The following is a 22,464-nucleotide window of genomic DNA, read 5'->3' as shown; positions in this document are numbered from 1 at the left end:
GGGAGGGGGTGGGGGGTCAGGGGCGGAGGCGGGTCTGGAGTTGGTCGCGGACCAGGTCGGGGACGTGGGCGGAGATGTCGCCACCCCACTTCGCCACGTCCTTGACCAGGCTGGAGGAGAGGAACGAGTAGAGCGGATTGGTCGGCATGAAGAGCGTCTCCACCCCGGCCAGGCCGATGTTCATCTGGGCCATCTGCAACTCGTAGTCGAAGTCGCTGACCGCGCGCAGGCCCTTGATCAGCACGCTCGCCTGCTGGTCCCGGCAGAAGTCGACGAGCAGGCCGCGGAACGACTCCACCCGCACGTTGTCATACGAGGAGGTCACCTCGCGGAGCATCTTGATCCGCTCCTCGACCGTGAACAACCCCTGCTTCGACTGGTTGACCAGCACGCCGACGATCACCTCGTCGAAGAGCCGGCTGGCCCGGCCGATGATGTCGAGGTGACCGTTGGTGACCGGGTCGAACGAGCCCGGGCAGACCGCACGTCTCATGATCGGCGACCGTACCAAAGGGTGGTCTCGCCGTAGCGGCGACTGCGCTCCGGCGTGACGCCCTCCACCCACTCGACCGGACCGGAACGGCTGGACCGCTCGACGATCACCAGCGCGTCCGGGGCCAGCCAGCCGCCGTCGACCAGCGCGGCCAGCATCGCGGTGATCTCCGCGCCCGGCACCGCGTACGGGGGATCGGCGAAGACCACGTCGTACGGCCCGTCGTCCGGCCCGGCGGCGAGCACGGCGGCCACCTTGCCGGTGACCAGCCGGGCGGCCGGGGCGGCCCGCAGGGCGGCGATGTTCTCCCGGACGACCCGGGCGGCCCGGGCGTCGGACTCCACCAGCAACACGTGCGCCGCCCCCCGGGACAGCGCCTCCAGACCGACCGCGCCGGAGCCGGCGTAGAGGTCCGCGAAGCGCGCCCCGTCCAGGTCGAGATCGGCCTGCACCGCGCTGAACAGCGCCTCCCGCACCCGGTCCGAGGTCGGCCGGGTACCGGCACCGGGCGGCGCGGCGATCCGCCGCCCGCCGAGCGTGCCCGCCACGATCCGGGTCACCGTCGCTTCCTGCGCATGCCCCGACGCTACGCGACGCCCGGAACGGCCCGGTGGAGCACCCGGTGCACCGCCCCGTGACCCGACGTACATCAATGATCTCAACTTCATAACGGACCCTTTACGACCCGTCGATCGCGGTAACGCCCGTCGTGTCGATCTCGCTAGGGTCTGCCCGATTGTCGTGCGGACGCGTGGCTCCGGTCCGTCCGCCGCATCCCTCTCCCATCCTCCCCTCACCAGGAGAAGACGTGAACCGTCTCCACCTCCGGCGCGCCCTCGCGGTCGCCGCCGGTGCGCTGGTCGGCCTCGCGGGCGTCGCGGTAGCGGCAGCCCCGGCCAGCGCCCACCACAGCGAAGTCAAGGTCACCGCCGAGTGCGACACCGCCAAGGGCGAGTGGGTCACGACGTGGACCGTCCGCACCTACGCGCCGGGCGGCGTGGACACCTACCGGCTCACCAAGGCCGAGGCCACCAGCAACAAGGGTGAGGTCGCCACGCCCTTCACCATCGAGGGCATCCGGACCACCGACGGGGACTCCTACCCGTACCAGGTGTCCGAGCCGCTGGTCGGCACCGCCCGCCTCGCGGGCGACGTGACCCGGGCGTCGCTGACCGTCCGCGCCCAGTGGGACAACACCTGGAAGGAGAACGACGACAAGAGCGCGACCATCCGGTTCAGCGAAAGCTGCGACAAGGTGGTCACGCCCCCGCCGGCCAAGGCCAACCCGACCGCCACGGTCACCTCCGACTGCACCGGCGACGTCGCGGTGAAGCTGGAGAACGGCGCGGAGGCCACCAGGGACGCCTCCTTCACCGTCGCCGGCAGCGGCGACTTCACCAAGACCGCCGAGGTAGCGCCGGGCAAGAGCCTGTCGATCCGCGTCCCGGCGAAGAACGCGGCCCGCATCACGGTCACCGAGGCCGCCCAGAAGCAGCCCCTCTTCGACGACAAGCCGAGCGAGGCCAAGGACTGCGTCGAGCCGGGCGAGCCGTCGGGCAGCTACCAGTCCACCTGCGACGAGCTGATCTTCCAGGTGGAGAACCCGAAGGACGGCAGGACCGTCGAGATCACCTTCACCCCCAACAAGGGCGACGCGAAGAAGCTCGTCGTGCAGCCGGGTGAGACCAAGACCGTGGCGTTCAAGGCGTTCGAGGGCCTGAAGGTGACGCCGGCGGCCGAGGGCCTCGACGACACCGAGCCGATCGCCTGGGAGAAGCCGAAGACCTGCACGCCCGGTGCCGGCGGCGGCCAGCCGGAGGGCCCGACCCTGCCGCTGACCGGTGCGGCGACCGGCGGCATCGTGGCCGGCGCCGTCGCGTTGCTGGTCGCGGGCGCGGTCCTGTTCGTGGTGGCGCGTCGACGCAAGGTGCGCTTCACCGCCTGATCCGTCCGGTCCGAGGGCGCGTCGACCAGCTGGTCGGCGCGCCCTCGTCGTACGCCGCGCCACTGACGGCCGGGCGGCGGTATCACCCGGCCCCGAGCAGCGACGTGACGGCGGCCGGGTCGACCTCGGCCTGGTTGGCCAGCAGCACGAGCCGCTGGTCGGAGTCGGGCAGCCAGGCCGCGAACGCCTTGTAGCCCCCGTTGTCCCCGGAGTGGTGGACCGCCCGCCGGCCGGCCAGCGGGCCGACGAACCACCCGTACCCGTACGCCTCGCCGGGCCGGCCGGTGGGCGCGTGCGGCGCGGTCATGGCCGCCACCGAGGCCGGGGTGAGCAACCGGTTGCGGCGCGGCACGTCCAGCCAGGTCAGCAGGTCCGCCGCGGTGCACCAGACGTCACCCGCGCCCATGCTCACCGTCGCCAGGTCCCAGGACGGCACGGTCCGGCTGCCCTCGTGTCCGACCGCCAGGTCCGGCCGCCCGTCACCCGCGCCGGCGAAGCTGCCGGTCATCCCCAACGGCGCGAAGACCTCCTCGGCGAGGAACCCGGCGTACGGCCGGTCGGCGGCCCGCTCGACCGCGCGGGCCAGCAGCACGTAGCCCGGGCTGCTGTAGTGCCACCCGGCCCCGGGCGGGAACAGCGGCGGCACCGCGGCGAACCGGCCGAGCAGTTCGTCCGGCTCGGCCGGCCCGCAGATGTCGACCGCCGGGTACTCCTCCCAGTGGCCCAGGCCCGAGGTGTGGGTGAGCAGGTGGTGCAGCGTCATGCCGGACCATGCCGACGGCGGGTCGGGCAGCCACCGCACGACCGGATCGGTCAGGCGCCACACGCCGCGCTCGGCGAGCAGCAGCACCGCCGCGGCGGCCATCTGCTTGCTGATCGAGGCGATCTGGAACCGCGTCACCGGGGTGCACGGTCGGCCGGACGTCTCGTCGGCAGCCCCGACGACCCGGTCCACCAGGAGTTCGTCACCCCGGGTCAGCAGCAGCACACCGCGTTCGAGTGATGGTGTCGACATCTGCGCGAGCCTAGGCACGCGGCCCGCATGCCGCAGCCCCGTGACCCGCGCTCGGGCGTCAGCCCTTCTCCAGGTATTCGGCCCGTTCCTCGTCGACCAGGGCGGCGACCGAGGCGGCCAGCGCCGGGTGCCGGGCCAGCTCCGGGTCGTCCCCGACCAGCTCGATCGCCTCGGCCCGCGCGTCCCGGATCAGGTCGGTGTCCCGCAGCAGCGAGAGCAGCCGCAGGTGGGAGCGCCGGCCGGACTGGGTGGCGCCGAGCACGTCGCCCTCCCGACGCTGCTCCAGGTCGAGCTCGGCCAGCTTGAACCCGTCGGTGGTGGAGGCGACCGCGTCCAGTCGCTCCCGCGCCGACGACCCCTCGGCCGCCTCACTGACCAGCAGGCACAGCCCGGCCGCCGAACCCCGGCCCACCCGGCCGCGCAGCTGGTGCAGCTGGGAGACACCGAACCGGTCGGCGTCCAGCACGATCATCACGGTCGCGTTGGGCACGTTGACGCCCACCTCCACCACCGTGGTCGCGACCAGCACGTCCAGGTCGCCGTCGGCGAACGCGCGCATCACCGCGTCCTTCTCGTCGGCCGGCAACCGGCCGTGCAGCACCCCGATCCGCAGCCCGTGCAACGGCCCCTCGGCGAGCAGCGGGGCCACCTCGGTCACCGCCAGCGGCGGCCGGCGGCCGTTGTCGTCCTCCCGCGGCGCCTCCTCGTCGGAGACCGGCCCCTCACCGATCCGCGGGCACACCACGTACGCCTGGTGGCCCTTGGCGACCTCCTCGCGCAGCCGGCGCCAGGCCCGGTCGAGGAAGGCCGGCTTCTCGGCGGCCGGGACCACGTGCGAGGCGATCGGCGACCGGCCCTGCGGCAACTGGGACAGCGTGGAGGTCTCCAGGTCGCCGTAGACCGTCATGGCGACCGTGCGCGGGATCGGGGTGGCCGTCATCACCAGCACGTGCGGCGGCTGCTCGGCCTTGGCCCGCAGCGCGTCCCGCTGCTCCACCCCGAAGCGGTGCTGCTCGTCGACCACCACCAGGCCCAGGTCGGCGAAGTCGACCCCCTCGTAGAGCAACGCGTGGGTGCCCAGCACGATGCCGGCCCGCCCCTGCGCCACCTCGGCCAGCGCGCGCCGCCGCGCCGCCGCGCCCAGCGAGCCGGTGACCAGCTCCACCCGGGTGGCGTCGTCGGCGGCATCCAGCTCACCGGCCCGGCCGAGCGGGCCGAGCAGGTCGAGGATGCCCCGGTGGTGCTGCGCGGCGAGCACCTCGGTCGGCGCGAGCAACGCGGCCTGCCCGCCGGCGTCGACCACCTGGAGCATGGCGCGCAGCGCCACCACGGTCTTGCCCGAGCCCACCTCGCCCTGGAGCAGCCGGTGCATCGGGTGCGCGGTGGCCAGGTCGGCGGCGATCTCCCGCCCGACGACCTGCTGGCCGGGGGTCAGCTCGTAGGGCAGCCGGGCGTCGAACGCGTCGAGCAGGCCACCGGCCCTCGCCGGCCGGGCCTGGGCCGGCGACGCCGCCGCCCGGTGCTTGCGCTGCACCAGGGTGAGCTGCACGGCGAAGGCCTCGTCCCACTTCAGCCGCCGGCGGGCCCGGTAGAGCGCCTCCTTGCTGGACGGACGGTGGATCTCCCGCAGGGCGGTGCCGATGTCGGCCAGGTTGCGGGTGGCCCGCACGGTGGCCGGCAGCGGGTCCTCCGGCGGGGTGAACGTGTCCAGCACCACCCGGACGCAGCGGGCGATCACCCAGGTCGGCACCGCCGCCGCGGCCGGGTAGACCGGGATCAGCGCCCCGGCGAACTCCTCGACCTCCTCGTTGGCCGCCGCCTCACCCTCACCGCCCTCGCCGAGCAGGACGTATTCCGGGCCGTTGAGCTGCCGCTTGCCGCGGAACTCGGTCACCTTGCCGGCGAACAGCCCCCACCGCCCCGGGCGCAGCTCCCGCTCCCGCCACGCCTGGTTGCCGAAGAAGGTGCAGGTGAGCACGCCGCCGGAGCCGTCGCCGACGGTGACCTCCAGCAGGTTGCCCCGGCGCTGCCGCATCGGCCGCACGGCGGTGCGCTGCACCTGGGCGAGCACGGTGACCTGCTCCCCCACGTCCAGTGAGCGGATGTCGGTGTGCTCGCCGCGCTCGTCGTAGCGGCGCGGGAAGTGGTAGATCAGGTCGCCGGCGGTGTGCAGGTCGAGATGGCCGGCCAGCGCCTTCGCGGTGCGCTCGCCGACCAGCTTCTTCAGCGGCGTGTCCACCGTGGTCGGTTCGCTCGTCATTCGACCCCCACCAGGAGCGGATAGTGCGGCTGCCCGCCCTCGTACGCCTGCACCTCGACGAACGGCCAGGACCGCTCGACGTGCGCGCGCACCCGGTCGGCCAGCCCGGCCGGGGCGTCCGCCCCGCAGAGCAGGGTGACCAGCTCCCCGCCGCCACCGAGCATCCGGTCGACCACGGCGGTGCAGGTGTCGGTGAGATCCTGCCCGATCAGGTGCACCTCGCCCTCGACCAGGGCCAGCACGTCACCCGGGCGGCACGGGCCGGCGACGGTGAGCGCCTCCCGGCCGGCGTGGCAGACCTCGGCGTAGCGGCACGCGCCGGCCGCCTCGGCCATCGCGATCACGTCGTCCTCGAAACGCCGCTTCGGGTCGCGGACGGCGAGCGCCGCGAGCGCCTGCACCGGGGAGCGGGTGGGCACCACGCTGACCTTGACGCCGAGGCCGTGCGCCTCCTTGGCCGCCGCGCTCGCCACCGACTGGGTGTTGGGGTCGTTCGGCAGCACCACCACCCGGGCCGCGCCGGTGGCCCGGATCGCGTCGAGCAGCTCGCCGGTGGACGGGTTGGCCGGCACGACGACGGCGCCCTCGGCGGCGAACAGCTCGGCGATGCCGGCGCCGGTGGCCACCACCACGGCGGCCCGGCCGTCGGGCCGGGCCACCGCCGGCGCGGGCGCCGGGGCGGTCTGGTCGGCGAACCGGGTCACGGTGATCCGGTGCGGCCGGCCGGCGACCACGCCCGCCTCGACCGCCGCTCCGACGTCGTTGACGTGCACGTGCACGTTCCAGGTGCCCGAGCCGTCGCCGACGACCGCCAGCGAGTCGCCGAGCGCGGCCAGCTCGGCGCGCAGCCGGGCCACCGCCTCGTCGGTGGCGTCGAGCAGGTACTGCACCTCGTAGGCGTACGCGTCGGAGCCGGTCTCCCGCGCGGCGGTGGCGGTCGGGCGGCGGACGGGCGGCGCGGGCGCCGGCTGGCCGGGGCTCTCCCCGGTGATCACCTCGACCAGCGCGTCGAGCAGCAGGCACAGCCCGCGCCCGCCGGCGTCGACCACGCCGGCGCGGGCCAGCTCCGGCAGTTGCTCAGGGGTGCGGGCCAGCGCGTGGGCGGCGGCCTCGGCGGCGGCCCGGGCCACCGTGCGCAGGTCGTCGCTGTCCGCCCGCTCGGCCGCCCGGGCCGCCGCCGAGACCACGCTGAGCAGGGTGCCCTCGACCGGCCGGGCGACCGCGGCGTAGGCGGCGGCGGTGGCGTCGGCCAGCCCGGCGGCGAGCTGGCGGCCCCGGACCGCCGGCGCGGCGGCGAGCGCGTCGGCGAGGCCGCGCAGGATCTGCGACACGATCACCCCGGAGTTGCCCCGCGCGCCGAGCAGGGCGCCCCGGGCCATCAACCGCAGCGCGTGCCCGTGCGGGGTGTGCCCGTCGTCGGGCAGGGTGCCGAGGTCCATGGCCAGGGCCTGCTGGGCCGAGGTGAGCGTCAGCACCAGGTTGGTGCCGGTGTCGCCGTCGGGCACCGGGTAGACGTTGAGGCCGTCGATCTCGCCCTGGTGGCGCTGGAGCGTGGCGAGGCCGCTCGCGCACCAGCGGCGCACCGCGGCGGCGTCGAGGGTGTCCAGCACGACGGGAAGCCTACTGGCGCACACCGACACGCGCCGGGGTCGTCCGGGTCCGCCCGGCGTGTCCCCGGCCCGGCGCGGCCGGTACGCTGGCCCGGCCCGCGACGGGCCGGTTGGGCATGCCCGGCCGTCATCGGGTAACCTGACCAGGTTGCCCGGGCAGCGCCTGGCGGCGACCTCATGAACGTTTCAATCCCAGGAGTATCCCGTGGCTAGCGTGTGCGACGTCTGTGGCAAGGGACCGGGCTTCGGCCACAACGTGTCCCACTCGCACCGGCGGACCAACCGCCGCTGGAACCCGAACATCCAGTCGGTGCGGACCCCGGCCGGTGGCGGCACCACCAAGAAGTTGCAGGTCTGCACCTCGTGCATCAAGGCCGGCAAGGTCACCCGCGCCTGACGCGGCAGCGCCACCGGAACATCGTCGGTCGCCGGCGGACCCATCGGGTCCGCCGGCTTCTGTCGTCCCCGCCGGCCCGCGCGGGCCGGCGGCGGTGACCGGCGCTCAGAGGGTACGGCCGAACGACAGGCAGCCGGGCTCGTCCTTGTAGAAGCCGAAGTTCGGGATCGGCTCGTAGCCGGCCGAGGTGTACATGGCGATCGCCTCGGGCTGCCTGTCGCCGCACTCCAGCACGATCCGCTTGCGGCCGTGGTCGCGGGCGGACCGCTCGACGGCGGCGAGCACCGAGCGGGCCACGCCCCGCCCGCGGGCGGCCGGCGCGGTGTACATCCGCTTCAGCTCCGCCGTGTCGCCGTCCTCGCCGTGACTGCGCCAGCCGCCGCAGCCCACCGGCCGCCCGTCCAGGTAGGCGACCAGGAAGGCGCCGGCCGGCGGGGTGAACTCGGCCGCGTCGACGGGCGTCTCGTCGCCACTGCCGCCGTACCGCTGCCCGAGGTCGGCCAGCGCCGCCCGGATCAACGCCTGTGACTCGGGCGCGTCGAAGCGCCGTTCCCGGATCTCGATCTCGCTCACGATGCCCAGGCTACGACCGGGCCCGACCCCCGCCCCGCCCCGGCGGCCGGGGTCGGACGCAGATCACTCCGTCGGTCGTGCCGGCTCAGCGGAAGTGGTCCCAGCCACGCGGTCCCTCGGGCTCGGCGCCGTCGACGGTGACCCCGGCGCCGTCGCCCACCCGCCCCACCGGACGCCAGCCGTCGGGCAGCGCGACCCCGTCCGGGAACGTGGCCGCCAGCGCGTGGTCGTCCCCGCCGGCCAGGATCCACGAGTACGGGTCCACGCCGAGCGCCTGCGCCGCGTCGCGCATCTGCCGGGGCACCTCGAACGCGTCCCGGGTCAGGTCGATCGCCACCCCGCTGGCCGCCGCCACGTGGCCGAGGTCGGCGAGCAGCCCGTCCGACACGTCGATCATGGCGGTCGCACCGGCCGCGGCGGCCGCCGGCCCCGCCGCGTACGGCACCTCGGGGCGGCGGAACGCCTCGACCAGCAGGCGGGGCGTCCGGAAACCCCGGGACAGGACCGTGTAGCCGGCCGCCGCCCAGCCGGTGCGCCCGGCGAGCGCCACCACGTCGCCCGGGCGGGCGCCCGACCGGACCACCGGGGCCCGCCCGGCCAGGTCGCCGAGCGCGGTCACCGCGACGGTCAGCGTCGGGCTGGCCGACATGTCCCCACCGACCACGCTCGCGCCGACCAGCGCCGCCTCCGCGCCCAGCCCGTCGGCCAGTTCCTCGGCCCAGGCCGGGTCCAGCTCGGTCGGCATGCACAGGGCCACCAGCAGGGCGGTCGGGGTGGCGCCCATGGCGGCGATGTCGGCCAGGTTGGCCGCCGCCGCCCGGTGTCCCACGTCCCGCGCCCCGGACCAGTCGCGCCGGAAGTGCCGTCCCTCGACCAGCACGTCGGTGGAGGCGACCACCCGCCGGTCCGGCGCCGCCACCACCGCGGCGTCGTCGCCGGGGCCGAGCAGGCAGCTCTCCCCGTACGACAGCCGGGCGGTCACCCGGTCGATCAGCCCGAACTCCCCGACACCCGCGACCGTCATGCCGTCCCCTCGTCCCGCTCCGTCGTCCCGCACGTCCCGACCCCTCCCCGCGCCCACGTGTGCTCGCTCACCGCGTCCGCCCGGCGACCGATAGGGATCACGGCCGCTCAGTACGGTAGTTTCACCCTTCGGGCCGCCCCAGGCGGCGACGGACGGAGGTCGAGTCGTGGTACAGGCGTACATCCTCATCCAGACGGAGGTCGGCCGGGCGCGTGACGTGGCCGGTCTGATCGGGGACCTTGCCGGCGTGGTACGGGTCGACGCCGTCACCGGGCCGTACGACGTGGTCGTGCTCACCGAGGCGAACACCGTCGACGAGCTCGGCAAACTCATCGTCAGCAAGGTGCAGATGGTGCCCGGCATCACCCGCACCCTCACGTGTTCGGTGGTGCGGCTGTAAGTGGAAGAGAAGGACAGCTCCCCGCGCGCGGACGGCTCCACCCGGCGCGCCGCGCTCTGGGCGACACTGATCGCGGTGCCGGTGACGCTGGCCGTGGCCGGGTTCACGTTCGCCAAGCTCGCCCCGGACTCCCCCGACGCCGCGCCGAGCGCGTCGGCCAGCCCCCGGGCGCAGTCGAGCGCACCGGTCGAGCTGCCGGCCCCGGCCCTGGCCGAGCGCCCGGCGGTGCTCTGCCGCGCGCTGGTGTCGCAGCTGCCGGACAGCGTGCGTGACCTGCGGCAGCGCCCGGTCACCGCAGGCCCGGAGCAGAACGCCGCGTACGGCGACCCGGCCCTGACCGTGTCCTGCGGCGGGAGCGCCCCGCTGGTGCAGCCCACGGACGAGGTGTGGACGGTGAACAAGGTCTGCTGGCACCCGGTGCAGGAGGCCGACGCCACGGTGCTGACCACGGTCGACCGGGAGACCCCGGTGCGGGTCCGGGTGCCGAGGACCTACGAGCAGCCGTTGCAGTGGGTGACGCCGATCTCCGACGCGATCGTCAGCGCGGTGCCCTCGGCGAGGACGGCGCCCTCGGGCTGCTCCGCGTGACGTCCGCGCCGGCCGCTCAGCGGCCGGCGCCCCGGTGCAGGGCGGTCCGGATCAGGCGGTTGACCAGCTTCGGATACTCCAGCCCGCTGGCCGCCCACATGCGCGGGAACATCGAGGTCGGGGTGAAGCCCGGCATCGTGTTGATCTCGTTGAGGTAGACGTCCAGCTGCGGGGTGACGAAGAAGTCGACCCGGGCCAGGCCGGAGCAGTCCAGCGCGGTGAACGCGCGGGTGGCGTAGTCGCGCACCTGCCGGGTCACCGTCTCGGGCAGGTTCGCCGGGACGTCGTACTCGCAGACCTCGTCGGCGAAGATGTACTTGGCCTCGAAGTCGTACCAGTCGCGGTCGCCGATCATCCGCACCTCGGCGAGCACGGAGGCCTCCGGCGCGCCGCCGGCCTCGCCCTCCAGCACGCCGCACTCGATCTCGCGCCCGACCACGGCGCCCTCGACCAGCACCTTGCTGTCGATCTCGCGCGCGGTGGCGAGCGCGGCGTCCAGCTGGGCCCAGTCGTCGACCTTGGTGATGCCGAACGAGGAGCCGGCCCGCGACGGCTTGACGAAGACGGGCAGCCCGAGGCGCTCCTTGTCCTCCTCGCTCAGCGACATGCCGGCGCGCAGCACCGCGTACGGGCCGACCGGGATGCCCTCGGCCGCGCAGAGCTTCTTGGTGAACTCCTTGTCCATGGCCGCCGCGGAGGCGAACACGTTGGCTCCGACGTAGGGGATGTCGGCCATCTCCAGCATCCCCTGGATGGTGCCGTCCTCCCCGTACGCGCCGTGCAGGACCGGGAAGACCACGTCCACGTCGGCCAGCGCCACCGGGCCCTGGGCCGGGTCGAGCACCATCAGGCCGCCGACGGCCGGGTCGGCGCGCAGCACCAGCTCGGCGCCGGAGCCGGCGGTGATCTCCGGCAGCTTGCGGTCGGCGATCGCGAGCCCGCTCGGGTCGCCGCTGGCGAGCACCCACTGGCCCTGTCGGGTGATGCCGACCGGGACGACCTCGAACTCGTCGGGGTCGAGCGCGCCGAGCACGCTGCCGGCGCTGACGCAGGAGATGCCGTGCTCGGGGCTGCGGCCGCCGAAGACGATCGCCACACGGGTCTTGCCTGGGGTGGTCATGGTCACCTCATCGTTCGCGACTGCGGCTGGCCGTGCTCGCCGGTGGCGCTCACCCGGTTGACCTTACTGTGCGTCGTCGGCGGGGGTGGCCGATACCCGGGGAGACGCGGAGCAGCATGGCAACCGGTCAAGGTGACATATACGGGGAGTAACGGTGCGGCGTGTCGGGGTCGAGCCCGGGCGGCCGGCGGCGGGACCTGCCGCCGGCCGCCCGGCTCCCTGCCCTCGCCGCCGCGTCCGCGAGGTCGGGCCCGGTATGGCTCAGAAGGCCGGGTGCCGGGGTCGGCGACCGACCGCGATGACCTTGACCCGTTGCCGGCCGGCCCGCACCATGCCCAGCGCCATGAAGGCGCCGGCGATCCGGTCGGCCGCCTCCCGGCTGCTCGCGCCGACGACCTGCCGGCGCCGCTCGGGGCTGGTCCGCTCGTCGCGCTCGGCGCCGTCGCCCGGGCGCACGTCGGTGAGGACCACGAGGAACCGGGTCATTCCCGGCCACCCCCGTTCCCGGAGTGGCAGGCCGTCACCGTCATCGCGAGATTCCTCCCCGTCTGGTGGACCGGTACGGGCACGCGGCGATCGGGTCGTGGGGGAGAAAAACCCGATCGCCGCGCGCCCCATCCCCTCCGGTCGCTCACCACCACCGTCGCCACGACAACCGGCGGTGAGGACGCCGTCACAGATTGACAGGTGGACACGCGTGAATGCAACTCTCATCGACTTTCTCTCACGCCCGTTTTCCCACTCGATGTGCGACCATCGATGCATGGCGCCGAAGACCGCCCGGGCCCGACGGCTCGGCATCGCCCTGCGAACCCACCGGGAGGCCGCCGGCCTGACCCTGGAGACCGCGGCCGACGAGATCAACAGCACCCGGAGCACCCTGTCCCGCTACGAGAACGCGCAGACGCTGATCAACCCGGCCACCGTGCGCGCGTTGCTGACCAGCTACGGCGTGGGCCCCGACGAGATCGCGGCGGCGGTCCAACTGGCCAAGGACGCGCGCAAGCCGGGCTGGTGGGTGTCCTACTCCTACCTGCTGGACCGGCGCACCATCGACTTCATCGCGCTGGAGGCCGAGGCCACCGGCATCGCGAACTTCGAACCGTCGGTGGTGCCCGGGCTGCTCCAGACCGCCGACTACATCCGTGGCGTCATGCGGGGCGGACCGCACACGCTCAGCGACGAGCAGGTGGAGCAGCGCGTCCAGCTACGGCTGGACCGCCAGCAGCGGATCTCCGGGCAGGACCCGCCGATCCTCGACGCCATCATCGACGAGGGCGCGCTGCTGCGCCCCGTCGGTGACCGTTCGGTGATGGCCGGCCAGCTCCAGCACCTGCTGAAGATGGCCGAGCTGCCCAACATCACCGTGCAGGTCATCCCCCTCGCCGCCGGCTACCACCGGGGCACCCGGGGATCGCTGCACATCCTGGAGTTCGCCGACCCCGAGGACCCGATCATCGCCTCGGTGGAGACGGTCGCCGGGCAGATGGTCCTCGACCGGCCGGGCGACCTGCGTACCTGCACCAAGATCATGGAGCACCTGCGGACCGTGGCGCTGAGCCCGGCGGCCAGTCGGGACCAGCTCCTCAATCTGCTGAACGAGAGGTGACCGCATGAACGGCACGAACCGCCCCCACCCGACGCCGGTCGGCTGGCGCAAGAGCAGCCACAGCGGCGACGAGGGCGCGTGCGTGGAGATGGCCCCGCTGCCCGAGGCGGTCGCGGTCCGCGACTCCAAGGACCCGGCCGGCCCGGTGCTGGTCTTCCCGCCGGCCGCCTGGGCCGCCTTCACCGCCGCGCCGCCGCGCGCCTGACCGCACGCGCCGGACGCGTCGAGCAGGGGCCCCCGCTCTGCCGAAGACGTCAGGCGGGGGCCCCGCCCCGCGCGAGTGGCGCGGTGGCGCCGCGGACCGCCTCCAGCGCTGCGATGGCCACCCCGCGGGCGCCGGCCATGTCCCGGTCCGGCACCAGCGCGAAGGTGGCCACCGCGCGCTGCTCGTCGCGGAGCACCGTGTGCCCGGCGACGGTGGCGAGGAACCAGTCCCGGAACTCCGGCGCGGCCTCCACCACGCCGCCACCGACGAAGTACGCGTGCGGGTCGGTGAAGTTGGCCGCGATGGTGAACAGCCGTCCCAACGCCGCCGCCTGCTGGCCGAACACCTGACGGGCCATCGGGTCGCCCCGCTCGCCGTAGCCGCGGACCAGCTTCGCCGCCCGGGCCGGCTCCTCGGCGGCCAGCGGGTGCCCCGGATAGCGGGCCAGCCAGTAGGGCAGCAGGTTGCGCCGGATGGCGGTGAGCGAGGCGAGGCTCTCGGCGTCGCCGGTGAAGCCGCAGGCGCAGACCGGCGCGGGCTGGTCCGGCTCGACCAGCCCGTCCAGCGGGATGTGCACGTGCCCGAACTCCCCCGCCATGCCGGCCGCGCCGCCCACCACCCGGCCGCTCTCCACCACGCCCCCGCCGAGACCGGTGCCGACGATGGCGGACACCGACGACCGGGCCGCCGCGTCCGCGCCGAAGTGCACGTGGTGGGCGTAGAGCGCGGCGGCATTGCCGTCGTTGGCGTAGACCACCGGCAGGCCGAGCCGCCGTTCCAGCGCGCCGCGCACGTCGAAGCCCCGCCAGGCCGGCTGGGAGAAGTTGGTCGAGCCGCGCGAGGAGATCACCCCGGTGGCGCTGGCCGGGCCGGGCGTGTCCAGCCCGACCGCGCGCACCGCCTCCCGGGGCGCCCCGGTGTGCGCCAGCACGCCGTCGAACGCCCGGGCGAGCGCCTCGACCGCCGCCTCCGGGCCGGCGCCGACCTCGCTGGGGATCTCCAGCAGCCCGTCCACCAGGAACCGGCCGTCGACGGTCAGCACGGTGGCGTTGTTGCTCGTGCCGCCGTTGTCCAGCCCCACCACCACCGGCACCCCTGCGCTGCCCACCCGCCACCGCCTCCCGCCGAGCCTGACCTGAGGTTAGTTCTCGGCGGGCCCACCCGCCACGCGTGTCAGCCGGGACGGCGGGCGGTCACCGCGGTCGCCTCCCACTCCTCGTCCCGCACCATGGTCGGGTCGAGGCCGGCGGCGGCGAACACCGCGCAGAGCACCGGCGCCTGCCCGGCGCTCACCTCGACCGCGACGTGTCCGCCCGGCGCCAGCCACTCGGCCGCCCCGGCGGCCACCCGACGCAGCACCGCGAGCCCGTCCGCGCCACCGTCCAGCGCCACCGGCGCCTCGTGCAACCGGGCCTCGGCCGGCAGCATGGCCACCGCACCGCTCGGCACGTAGGGAGCGTTCGCCACCACCAGGTCCAGCCGGCCGCGCCAGCCGACGGGCACCGGGTCGAACAGGTCGCCCTGGTAGACCGGCACCCCCAGCGGGTCGAGGTTGCGTCGGGCGCAGGCCACCGCGACCGGGTCGATGTCGGCGGCGGCCAGCCAGCGCGGGGACAACCGGTCGTGCAGCACCAGCGCGGCGGCGCCGGAGCCGCAACACAGGTCGAGCACGGCCGGGGTCGGCCCGGCCACCGACGCCGCGGCGTCGACCAGCAGCGCGGTACGCGCCCGGGGCACGAAGACGCCCGGGTGCACGGCGACCCGCCGGCCGCAGAACTCGGCCCAGCCGAGCAGGTGCTCCAACGGCAGACCGGCGACACGGCGGTCGACCAGGCGGGTCAGCGCGTCGGCCGAGTCGGCGGCGGCGATCAACAGGTCCGCCTCGTCCTCGGCGAAGACGCAACCGGCGGCACGCAGCCGGCGGACGAGGGCGGGACGGTCGGGAGTGAACACGGTGGGTGCCATGGCAAGCCTTTCGGGGAACGCTCGTCGGCGCCCCCGGCGTCGCCTCAGCCCCGGGGCGACACGGACTCGGAGGGAGCGCCGGTCCTCTGCTGGTGGATCGGACTCACCTCCTCGGGTCGGGGCCGCACGGGCCGTGGCTGCCGTCACGATAGCCCAGCGGCCGGTGTGCCGTCAGCCCGCGGCGTCCAGGGCCGAGGCCACGTCGGCGACCAGGTCGGCGCTGTCCTCGATGCCGCAGGAGAACCGGACGAAGCCCGGCGCCGTGTCGTCGCCCCACTGGGCCCGCCGGTCGGCCGTGGTGTGCACCCCGCCGAACGAGGTGGCGGCGGCCACCAGGCGGGACGCGTCGAGGAACCGGGCCACCCGGTCGGCGTCGCCGAGGTCGAACGAGAGCACCCCGGGGATGCGCCGCATCTGCGCCGACGCGACCGGGTACGCCGGGTCCTCCGGCCGCCCGGGCCAGCGCAGGCCGGTGACGTCCGCCCGGCCGGCGAGCAGCCCGACGAGCGCCTCGGCGTTGGCGCTCTGCCGGGCCAGTCGCAGGTCGACGGTGGCCAGCGAGCGGTGGGCCAACCAGCAGTCGAACGCGCCCGGCACCCCGCCGGTGGCGTTGCGCCAGGTGGTCGCCGCGTCCCGCAGCCCGGCGTCGCGCGTCGCCAGGTAGCCCAGCAGCAGGTCGGAGTGGCCGGTCAGCGCCTTGGTGCCGGAGGCGACCACCACGTCCGCGCCGAGGTCCAGCGGACGCTGCCCGAGCGGCGTGGCGGTGGTGTTGTCCACCGCCACCAGCGCCCCGGCGGCACGCGCGGCGGCGGCCACCGCCCGCACGTCGGCGACGTCGAGGCCGGGGTTCGCCGGGGTTTCCAGCAGGACCAGCCGGACACCGTCGAACGACGGGTACGGCCCGGCGGTCGGCACGAGCACCACCCGCACCCCGAGCTGCTCCAGGGTGTCGGTGGCGAACGCCCGCACCGAGAAGTAGCCGTCGGCCGGCAGCGCCACGGTGTCCCCTGGGCGCAGCACGGTCAGCAGCAGCCCGGTGATGGCCGCCTGCCCGCTGGCGAAGACCAGGCAGTCGCCGCCCTCCAACTCGCCGATCGCCGTCTCCAGCAGCCGCCGGGTGGGGTTGTCCGGCCGCCCGTACCCGTCCCGGGCGGCCGACGGGCCGCGCGACGGGTCGAGGTGGTACGGCGCGGCGAACACCGGACCGGGCAGGAACGGCTGCCCGGGTACGGCGTCCGGCAGGCCGGCGTGCACGCTGCGCGTGCCGTCTCCCCAGTGCGGCGACGTCATGCCCGCTCCGCTCACTCGTACGACTCCGGCTTGGCGGTCCGGCTCATCAGCGCGTCCACGGCGAGGCGGGGGTCCATCCCCTCGTGACAGATCCGCTCGATCTGCTCGGTGATCGGCATCTCCACCCCGTGCGCCCGGGCCAGGTCGCGGATGGCCAGGCAGCTCTTCACACCCTCGGCGGTCTGCCGGGTGGCCGCCTGCGCCTGCTCCAGCGTCTCGCCCCGGCCCAGGTGCTCGCCGAAGGTGCGGTTGCGGGCCAGCGGGGACGAGCAGGAGGCGACCAGGTCACCCATGCCGGCCAGGCCGGCGAAGGTGATCGGGTCGGCGCCGAGCGCCACGCCCAGCCGGGCGGTCTCGGCCAGGCCACGGGTCATCAGCATGGCCCGGGTGTTGTCGCCGAAGCCCATCGCGGTGGCGATCCCGTACGCCAGCGCGATCACGTTCTTCACCGCCCCACCCAGCTCGCAGCCGATCACGTCGTCGTTGGTGTACGGGCGGAAGTAGGGCGTCCGGATCGAGGCCTGCACCAGCGCCGTCCGGCGGCTGTCGGTGCCGGCGACCACGGTGGCGGCCGGCTGCTCGGCGGCGATCTCCGGGGCCAGGTTGGGCCCGGAGACGACCACCACCCGGTCGGCCGGCACCCCGGCCGTCTCGGTGATCACCTGGCTCATCCGCTTCGTGGTGCCCAGCTCGATGCCCTTCATCAGGGACACCAGCGTGGCGTCGGGGGCCAGGTGGGGCGTCCAGTCGGCCAGGTTTCCGCGCAGCGTCTGCGACGGCACCGAGAGCACCACCACCTCGGCGCCCTCGATCGCCTCGGCGGCGTCGCCGGTGGCGGTGACCCGCTCGGGCAGGCGCACGTCCGGCAGGTAGTCCGGGTTGTGCCGTCCGGTCCGGATCGCCTCGGCCACGGCGGCGCGGCGGGCCAGGACGGTGACGTCCCGCCCGGCGTCGGCGAGGATCTTGGCGAACGCGGTTCCCCAGGACCCGGCGCCGAGGACCGCGACGTGCCCGCTCATTCGGAGACCTCCCGGGTGCCGGTGCGGGCCGGCCGCTGCCAGAGCGGTGGCGGGGTGCCACCGCGGATCTCGGCGACCAGGTCACGGATCCGCAGCATGATCGTGTCCGTCATCTCCTCCAGGATCGCCCGGGTCGGCGTGGCGTCCGCCCACCGGCTCAGGTCGACCGGCGGCCCGGCCACCACCGTCACCGGGGTGCGCGGGCGCAGCCCGATCCGCGCCGTCCGGGGGTCGAACATCCGCTCCGGGCCGACCATCGCCACCGGGATCACCGGGGCGCCGGTGGCCAACGCCAGCCGGGCCGCGCCGGTCTTGCCCTTCATCGGCCACAGCTGCGGCTCCCGGGTCGTGGTGCCCTCCGGGTAGATCACCACGGCGCCTCCCTCGTCCAGCGCGGCGACCAGCTTGTCCAGCGACTTGACCGCCTCGACGCTGCCCCGCTCGACCGGGATCTGCCTGCACCGGTGCAGGATCCAGCCGATCACCGGGACCCGGAAGACGCTGGCCTTGCCCAGGAACTGCGGCCAGCGCCCGGCGTCGTAGATGAAGTGCGCGGAGACCAGCGGGTCGGCGTGCGAGATGTGGTTGGGCACGATGATGATCCCGCCGTCGCGGCGCAGGTGTTCCATCCCCCGCCAGGTGCGCCTGGTCCACACCGTCAACACCGGCTTCACCAGCACCACGGCGAACCGTTGCCAGAATCCCAGCCTCCGCGGTGCCACAGTGCCTCCTCGTTCCGCCCCACGCGCCCCGGGAGAGAATCATGCCTGCTCGCCCCCGGTCCGGCCAGTGCGGGTACCGCCACCGGCGCTGGCAGGATGGTCGGCGTGCCTGAGCCGAGCTGGACCGTGGTGATGCCGGTGAAGCGCCTCCGCGCCGCGAAGAGCCGGCTGCGGGGCGCGCTGCCCGGCGTACCCCACGAGGAACTGGCGCTGGCCCTGGCGGCCGACACGCTGCGCGCGGTGCGGGCGTGCCCGGCGGTCGCCCGGGTGCTGGTGGTCACCGACGACCCCCGGGCGGGCGCGGCGGCGACCGCCGCGGGCACCCGGGTCGTTGCCGACCCGGGCGGCGGGCTCAACGCGGCCTTCCGGCACGGCGCGGCCCTCGCCGGGCCCGGGGAGGCGGTGGCCGCCCTCACCGCCGACCTGCCGGCGCTGCGCCCGGCCGAGCTGGCCGCGGCGCTGCGCGCCACCGAGGGGGTACGCGGGTTCGTGGCCGACGCCCCGGGCGGGGGCACCGTGCTGCTCGCCGCGCCGGCCGGGCTGCCGCTGGCCCCCCGCTTCGGCCCGGGCTCGGCCGCCGCGCACGCCGCCGGCGGCGCGCTACCGCTGGCCGGCGACTGGCCCAGCCTGCGCCGGGACGTGGACACCCCGCCCGACCTGGCCGCCGCCGCCGGGCTGGGCGTGGGCCCCCGCACCGGGGCGCTGCTGGCCCGGGTCGCCGGTGCGGTCCGGTACGGTGCTGGCATGCAGGGCACGGTGGCCACCTACGACGCGTCGACCCGCAGCGGGGTGCTGCTGCTCGACGACGGCACCGAGCTGGCCTTCCCGGCCCGCGCGTTCGACGCGTCCGGGCTCCGGCTGCTGCGGCTCGGCCAGCGGGTGCGCGTGGAACGCGACGCGGCCGGCGAGGTGGTCCGCGTGACCTTGCCGACCATGGCGTGAACAACCTGGCCGGAGTTCATTTTCTGTTCACTCTCGTCAGGGAATCATGAGGTGGTGAGCACCCCTCGCGAGCACTCCGACCCGCCGCCCCTCCTCGACCCCGGCACGCCCCGCAACGGCCGCCCCACGCGCGGACCCGACGGGCGGTTCCGGCAGACCCGGCCGCCCGAGGAGCGCCTCGGCGCCGACCCGGACGCGGCCGGCGCCACCGGCCTTGACGAGCCGCTCGACCCGGTGGAGGGACCCGGCCCGGCCGACGGGACCGACCCGGACGCCGGCCCGTCGACCGCGCAGCCGCTGCCGGAGGACCGCTTCCTCAACCGCGAGCTGTCCTGGCTCGACTTCAACGCCCGGGTGCTGGCGCTCGCCGAGGACCCCCGCACGCCGCTGCTGGAGCGCGCGAAGTTCCTGGCGATCTTCGCCAGCAACCTGGACGAGTTCTTCATGGTCCGGGTGGCCGGGCTCAAGCGCCGGCTCTCCGCCGGCCTGCCGGTGCGCGGCGGTGACCGGCTGCCGCTGCGCACCCAGCTCGAACTGATCACCGAGCGGACCGCCGACCTGGTCGCCCGGCACGCCGCCTGCTTCGTCGACGACGTGCTGCCCCGGCTCGCCGAGGAGGACATCCGGGTCCTGCGGTGGAGCGACCTCGACGACGCCGAGCGGGAGCGGCTGCGCACCTGGTTCCGCGAGCACATCTTCCCGGTGCTCACGCCGCTCGCGGTCGACCCGGCGCACCCGTTCCCCTACATCTCCGGCCGGTCGCTGAACCTGGCCGTCTCGGTCCGCGACCCGGACGGCGGTTCGGAGCTGTTCGCCCGGGTCAAGGTGCCGAACAACGTCCCCCGGTTCGTCCGGGTGGCCAAGGACCGGCCCGGGGTGCGTTTCCTGCCGGTGGAGGACCTCATCTCCGTCCACCTCGGCCAGCTCTTCTCCGGCATGCAGGTGGTCGAGTGCCACCTGTTCCGGGTCACCCGCAACGCCGAGGTGGAGGTCGACGAGGACCGCGACGAGGACCTGCTCCAGGCGCTCGAGCGGGAGCTGGCCCGGCGCCGGTTCGGCCCGCCGGTGCGGCTGGAGGTGGCCGCCTCCATCTCCGACCACATGCTGGAGCTGCTCGTCCGCGAGCTGGACATGGACGGACACGACGTGCTGCGGGTCCGAGGGCTGCTCGACCTGTCCGCCCTGTGGCAGGTCTACGGCGAGGCCGACCGACCCGACCTCAAGGACCCGCCGTTCGTGCCGGCCACCCACCCGCGCCTGGCCGAGGGTGAGGTGCCGCGCAGCGTGTTCGCCACGTTGCGCGACGGCGACGTGCTGGTGCACCACCCCTACCACTCGTTCGCGACCAGCGTGCAGCGCTTCGTGGAGCAGGCCGCGGCCGACCCGAACGTGCTCGCCATCAAGCAGACGCTCTACCGCACCAGCGGCGACTCCCCGATCGTCGACGCGCTGGTCGACGCGGCCGCCGCCGGCAAGCAGGTGGTGGTGCTGGTGGAGCTGAAGGCGCGCTTCGACGAGGTGGCCAACATCGGCTGGGCCCGCACCCTGGAGCGGGCCGGCTGCCATGTGGTCTACGGCCTGGTGGGGCTCAAGACGCACTGCAAGACCGCGCTGGTGGTGCGCCAGGAGGGCAACCAGATCCGGCGCTACTGCCACATCGGCACCGGCAACTACCACCCGAAGACCGCCCGGCTCTACGAGGACTTCGGCATGCTCACCGCCGATCCGGAGATCGGCGCCGACCTGACCGACCTGTTCAACGTGCTCACCGGCTACAGCCGGCAGACCGCCTTCCGCCGGCTGCTGGTCGCCCCGCAGGGCATCCGCAGCGGCCTGATCGAGCGGATCGACCGGGAGATCGAGCACGTCCGGCTCGGCATGCCGGGGCTGGTGCAGTTCAAGGTGAACTCCCTGGTCGACGAGGAGATCACCGACGCGCTCTACCGGGCGTCGCGGGCGGGCGTCCACGTCGACCTGCTGATCCGGGGCATGTGCACGCTGCGCCCGGGCGTGCCCGGGCTGTCGGAGAACATCCGGGTCCGCTCGATCCTCGGCCGGTTCCTGGAGCACTCGCGCGTCTTCCGGTTCGGCAACAACGGCGACGCGGAGTTCTGGATGGGTTCGGCCGACCTGATGCACCGCAACCTGGACCGCCGGGTGGAGGCGCTGGTGCAGGTGAGCGACCCGGTGGCCCGGGCCGAGCTGGACCACGTCCTGGCCACCGCGTTCGACAGCGACGTGGACGCGTTCGAGCTGGCCGCGGACGGCAGCTGGCACCGGCGTACCGGCACCGACGACGCGCCGCTGACCCACCTGCAGGACCTGCTGTTGCGCCGGGTCGGCGGTCGGGCGGACTGAGCGGGCCGTGCCGGGCGACGGGCGGGCATACGGTGAGCGGATGAGCGACGACGAACCGGTGCGGATCCGGGCGGCGGGTGGCGTCGTCTGGCGTCCGGGTCCCACCGGCGTCGAGATCTGCCTGGTGCACCGTCCCCGCTACGGCGACTGGTCACTGCCCAAGGGCAAGCTGGACGCCGGCGAGCACCCGCTGGTCGCCGCCGTGCGGGAGGTGGCCGAGGAGACCGACGTGCGGGCCGTGCCGCAGGTCCGCCTGCCCACGGTCCGCTACCGCAGCGAGGGCCGACCCAAGGCGGTCGACTGGTGGTCGATGCGGGCCGTCGGCGCCGGCGGCTTCCAGCCCGGCACCGAGGTCGACGAGGTGGCCTGGTACGCGGTGGACGACGCCGCCCGCCGGGTCAGCTATCCGCACGACGCCGAGGTGATCGCCGCGTTCGCGGCGCTGCCGCCGGTCACCGCCACGCTGCTGCTGGTCCGGCACGCGCACGCCGGCAAGCGGGGCACGTGGACCGGCCCGGACACCGGCCGCCCGCTGGACGCCGAGGGGCGGGCGCAGGCGCGGGCGCTGGTCCCGCTGGTGTCCCTGGTCCGCCCGGTGCGCCTGCTCTCCGCGTCGGCCCGCCGCTGCGTGCAGACCCTGGACCCGGCGGCGACCCACCTGGACCTGCCGATCGAGGTCTGCGGCGACCTGGACGAGCCGGCGCCGGGCCAGCAGGCCGAGGAGTGCGCGCTCGCCGCCGCCGCGCGGCTGACCGCGCTGGCCGCCGCCGGCGAGCCGGTCGCGGTGTGCAGCCAGGGCAAGGTGATCCCGGGCGCGCTGGAACGGCTCACCGGCCGCGCCGACGACTTCACCACCGCCAAGGGGGGCGGCTGGCTCCTCCCCTTCGCCGGCGACCGCCTGGTGCTCGCCGACCGCCTGTAGGCGGGCC

General features: G+C 74.8%; 22 protein-coding genes and 1 pseudogene. 9 read left to right on the top strand and 14 right to left on the bottom strand.

Annotated features, from left to right (window positions below; translation table 11 throughout):
• Positions 1 to 16: 16 nt before the first annotated feature.
• Together coaD and rsmD are read right to left on the bottom strand one after the other, a co-directional pair.
• Positions 17 to 493 carry a pantetheine-phosphate adenylyltransferase gene (gene coaD / locus ACN27B_RS16780; RefSeq protein WP_099162162.1) on the bottom strand — a complete coding sequence of 159 codons (477 nt, stop codon included), beginning with the start codon at positions 491 to 493 and terminating at the stop codon, positions 17 to 19.
• Entirely contained in the window at positions 490 to 1,053 is a 564-nt protein-coding gene (gene rsmD, locus ACN27B_RS16775; protein ID WP_422740963.1) for a 16S rRNA (guanine(966)-N(2))-methyltransferase RsmD, read from the bottom strand. The genes coaD and rsmD overlap by 4 nt, the downstream gene beginning before the upstream one ends.
• 248 nt (positions 1,054 to 1,301) lie before the next feature.
• Here rsmD and ACN27B_RS16770 point away from each other — a divergent pair, with 248 nt between their 5' ends.
• Positions 1,302 to 2,438 carry an LPXTG cell wall anchor domain-containing protein gene (locus ACN27B_RS16770; protein WP_422740962.1) on the top strand — a complete coding sequence of 379 codons (1,137 nt, stop codon included), beginning with the start codon at positions 1,302 to 1,304 and terminating at the stop codon, positions 2,436 to 2,438.
• A gap of 82 nt (positions 2,439 to 2,520) precedes the next feature.
• Here the strand turns inward: ACN27B_RS16770 and ACN27B_RS16765 are convergent, their stop codons facing one another.
• From ACN27B_RS16765 to ACN27B_RS16755, 3 genes are read right to left on the bottom strand one after another with little or no spacing between them, the layout of a single operon-like run.
• A complete protein-coding gene (locus ACN27B_RS16765) occupies positions 2,521 to 3,453 on the bottom strand; it encodes a serine hydrolase domain-containing protein (RefSeq protein WP_422740961.1) in 933 nt (310 codons plus the stop codon).
• A 58-nt stretch (positions 3,454 to 3,511) separates the two neighbouring features.
• On the bottom strand, positions 3,512 to 5,713 hold the full coding sequence (gene recG / locus ACN27B_RS16760; RefSeq protein WP_422740960.1) for an ATP-dependent DNA helicase RecG: 2,202 nt from the start codon (positions 5,711 to 5,713) through the stop codon (positions 3,512 to 3,514).
• The gene (locus tag ACN27B_RS16755) at positions 5,710 to 7,323 is read right to left on the bottom strand and encodes a DAK2 domain-containing protein (RefSeq protein ID WP_422740959.1); all 1,614 of its coding nucleotides are present in this window, start codon (positions 7,321 to 7,323) and stop codon (positions 5,710 to 5,712) included. Before ACN27B_RS16755 ends, recG begins: the two co-directional genes overlap by 4 nt.
• Before the next feature lie 205 nt (positions 7,324 to 7,528).
• On the opposite strand from ACN27B_RS16755, the gene rpmB reads away from it, so the two are divergent.
• Positions 7,529 to 7,720 carry a 50S ribosomal protein L28 gene (rpmB, locus tag ACN27B_RS16750; protein WP_013284551.1) on the top strand — a complete coding sequence of 64 codons (192 nt, stop codon included), beginning with the start codon at positions 7,529 to 7,531 and terminating at the stop codon, positions 7,718 to 7,720.
• A gap of 105 nt (positions 7,721 to 7,825) precedes the next feature.
• On the opposite strand, the gene ACN27B_RS16745 is transcribed toward rpmB, so the two are convergent.
• The gene (locus ACN27B_RS16745) at positions 7,826 to 8,293 is read right to left on the bottom strand and encodes a GNAT family N-acetyltransferase (RefSeq protein WP_099162167.1); all 468 of its coding nucleotides are present in this window, start codon (positions 8,291 to 8,293) and stop codon (positions 7,826 to 7,828) included.
• A gap of 85 nt (positions 8,294 to 8,378) precedes the next feature.
• Positions 8,379 to 9,317 carry a thiamine-phosphate kinase gene (locus ACN27B_RS16740; RefSeq protein WP_099162168.1) on the bottom strand — a complete coding sequence of 313 codons (939 nt, stop codon included), beginning with the start codon at positions 9,315 to 9,317 and terminating at the stop codon, positions 8,379 to 8,381.
• A 166-nt stretch (positions 9,318 to 9,483) separates the two neighbouring features.
• Between ACN27B_RS16740 and ACN27B_RS16735 the strand changes: the two genes are divergently transcribed.
• Both ACN27B_RS16735 and ACN27B_RS16730 read left to right on the top strand, forming a co-directional pair.
• Positions 9,484 to 9,717, top strand: coding sequence for an Lrp/AsnC ligand binding domain-containing protein (locus ACN27B_RS16735; RefSeq protein WP_007075177.1), 234 nt, complete (start codon positions 9,484 to 9,486; stop codon positions 9,715 to 9,717).
• Positions 9,718 to 10,305 carry a DUF3515 family protein gene (locus ACN27B_RS16730; RefSeq protein WP_422740958.1) on the top strand — a complete coding sequence of 196 codons (588 nt, stop codon included), beginning with the start codon at positions 9,718 to 9,720 and terminating at the stop codon, positions 10,303 to 10,305. It abuts the gene before it with no gap.
• A gap of 16 nt (positions 10,306 to 10,321) precedes the next feature.
• On the opposite strand, the gene ACN27B_RS16725 is transcribed toward ACN27B_RS16730, so the two are convergent.
• The gene (locus ACN27B_RS16725; protein WP_099164733.1) at positions 10,322 to 11,425 is read right to left on the bottom strand and encodes a D-alanine--D-alanine ligase family protein; all 1,104 of its coding nucleotides are present in this window, start codon (positions 11,423 to 11,425) and stop codon (positions 10,322 to 10,324) included.
• A 261-nt stretch (positions 11,426 to 11,686) separates the two neighbouring features.
• Positions 11,687 to 11,911, bottom strand: coding sequence for a hypothetical protein (locus ACN27B_RS16720; protein ID WP_091580438.1), 225 nt, complete (start codon positions 11,909 to 11,911; stop codon positions 11,687 to 11,689).
• Between the two features lie 277 nt (positions 11,912 to 12,188).
• Between ACN27B_RS16720 and ACN27B_RS16715 the strand changes: the two genes are divergently transcribed.
• On the top strand, positions 12,189 to 13,034 hold the full coding sequence (locus tag ACN27B_RS16715; protein ID WP_098743355.1) for a helix-turn-helix domain-containing protein: 846 nt from the start codon (positions 12,189 to 12,191) through the stop codon (positions 13,032 to 13,034).
• A 4-nt stretch (positions 13,035 to 13,038) separates the two neighbouring features.
• Complete coding sequence (locus tag ACN27B_RS16710) at positions 13,039 to 13,239, top strand: DUF397 domain-containing protein (protein ID WP_099162170.1); 201 nt, start codon at positions 13,039 to 13,041, stop codon at positions 13,237 to 13,239.
• 49 nt (positions 13,240 to 13,288) lie between these two features.
• Here ACN27B_RS16710 and ACN27B_RS16705 read toward each other — a convergent pair whose 3' ends face one another.
• From ACN27B_RS16705 to ACN27B_RS16685, 5 genes are all read right to left on the bottom strand, one after another.
• Complete coding sequence (locus ACN27B_RS16705; RefSeq protein ID WP_099162171.1) at positions 13,289 to 14,347, bottom strand: ROK family protein; 1,059 nt, start codon at positions 14,345 to 14,347, stop codon at positions 13,289 to 13,291.
• Positions 14,348 to 14,412: 65 nt separating this feature from the next.
• Positions 14,413 to 15,204: a putative protein N(5)-glutamine methyltransferase gene (locus ACN27B_RS16700; RefSeq protein WP_422740957.1), complete on the bottom strand. Its 792-nt coding sequence runs from the start codon at positions 15,202 to 15,204 to the stop codon at positions 14,413 to 14,415.
• A gap of 171 nt (positions 15,205 to 15,375) precedes the next feature.
• Positions 15,376 to 16,494 (bottom strand): cystathionine gamma-lyase, encoded by a 1,119-nt coding sequence (locus ACN27B_RS16695; protein ID WP_099162173.1) that lies wholly within the window; start codon positions 16,492 to 16,494, stop codon positions 15,376 to 15,378.
• Between the two features lie 11 nt (positions 16,495 to 16,505).
• Positions 16,506 to 17,513, bottom strand: coding sequence for an NAD(P)H-dependent glycerol-3-phosphate dehydrogenase (locus tag ACN27B_RS16690; protein WP_091580459.1), 1,008 nt, complete (start codon positions 17,511 to 17,513; stop codon positions 16,506 to 16,508).
• Positions 17,510 to 18,235: a lysophospholipid acyltransferase family protein gene (locus tag ACN27B_RS16685; RefSeq protein WP_099162174.1), complete on the bottom strand. Its 726-nt coding sequence runs from the start codon at positions 18,233 to 18,235 to the stop codon at positions 17,510 to 17,512. Before ACN27B_RS16685 ends, ACN27B_RS16690 begins: the two co-directional genes overlap by 4 nt.
• A gap of 96 nt (positions 18,236 to 18,331) precedes the next feature.
• On the opposite strand from ACN27B_RS16685, the pseudogene cofC reads away from it, so the two are divergent.
• The 3 genes and pseudogenes from cofC to ACN27B_RS16670 all read left to right on the top strand — a co-directional run.
• Positions 18,332 to 18,955: pseudogene (gene cofC / locus ACN27B_RS16680) on the top strand (2-phospho-L-lactate guanylyltransferase); the annotation flags it as partial.
• Positions 18,956 to 19,231: 276 nt separating this feature from the next.
• On the top strand, positions 19,232 to 21,535 hold the full coding sequence (locus ACN27B_RS16675) for an RNA degradosome polyphosphate kinase (protein WP_422740956.1): 2,304 nt from the start codon (positions 19,232 to 19,234) through the stop codon (positions 21,533 to 21,535).
• Positions 21,536 to 21,575: 40 nt separating this feature from the next.
• Complete coding sequence (locus ACN27B_RS16670) at positions 21,576 to 22,457, top strand: NUDIX hydrolase (RefSeq protein ID WP_172967837.1); 882 nt, start codon at positions 21,576 to 21,578, stop codon at positions 22,455 to 22,457.
• Positions 22,458 to 22,464: the final 7 nt, after the last annotated feature.

This window comes from Micromonospora sp. WMMD754, assembly GCF_049315235.1.
GTDB classification, from domain to species: Bacteria; Actinomycetota; Actinomycetes; order Mycobacteriales; family Micromonosporaceae; genus Micromonospora; species Micromonospora sediminicola.
The sequence above is the reverse complement of the archived record's forward strand: the minus strand, read 5'-3'. Positions and strand labels throughout refer to the sequence as shown.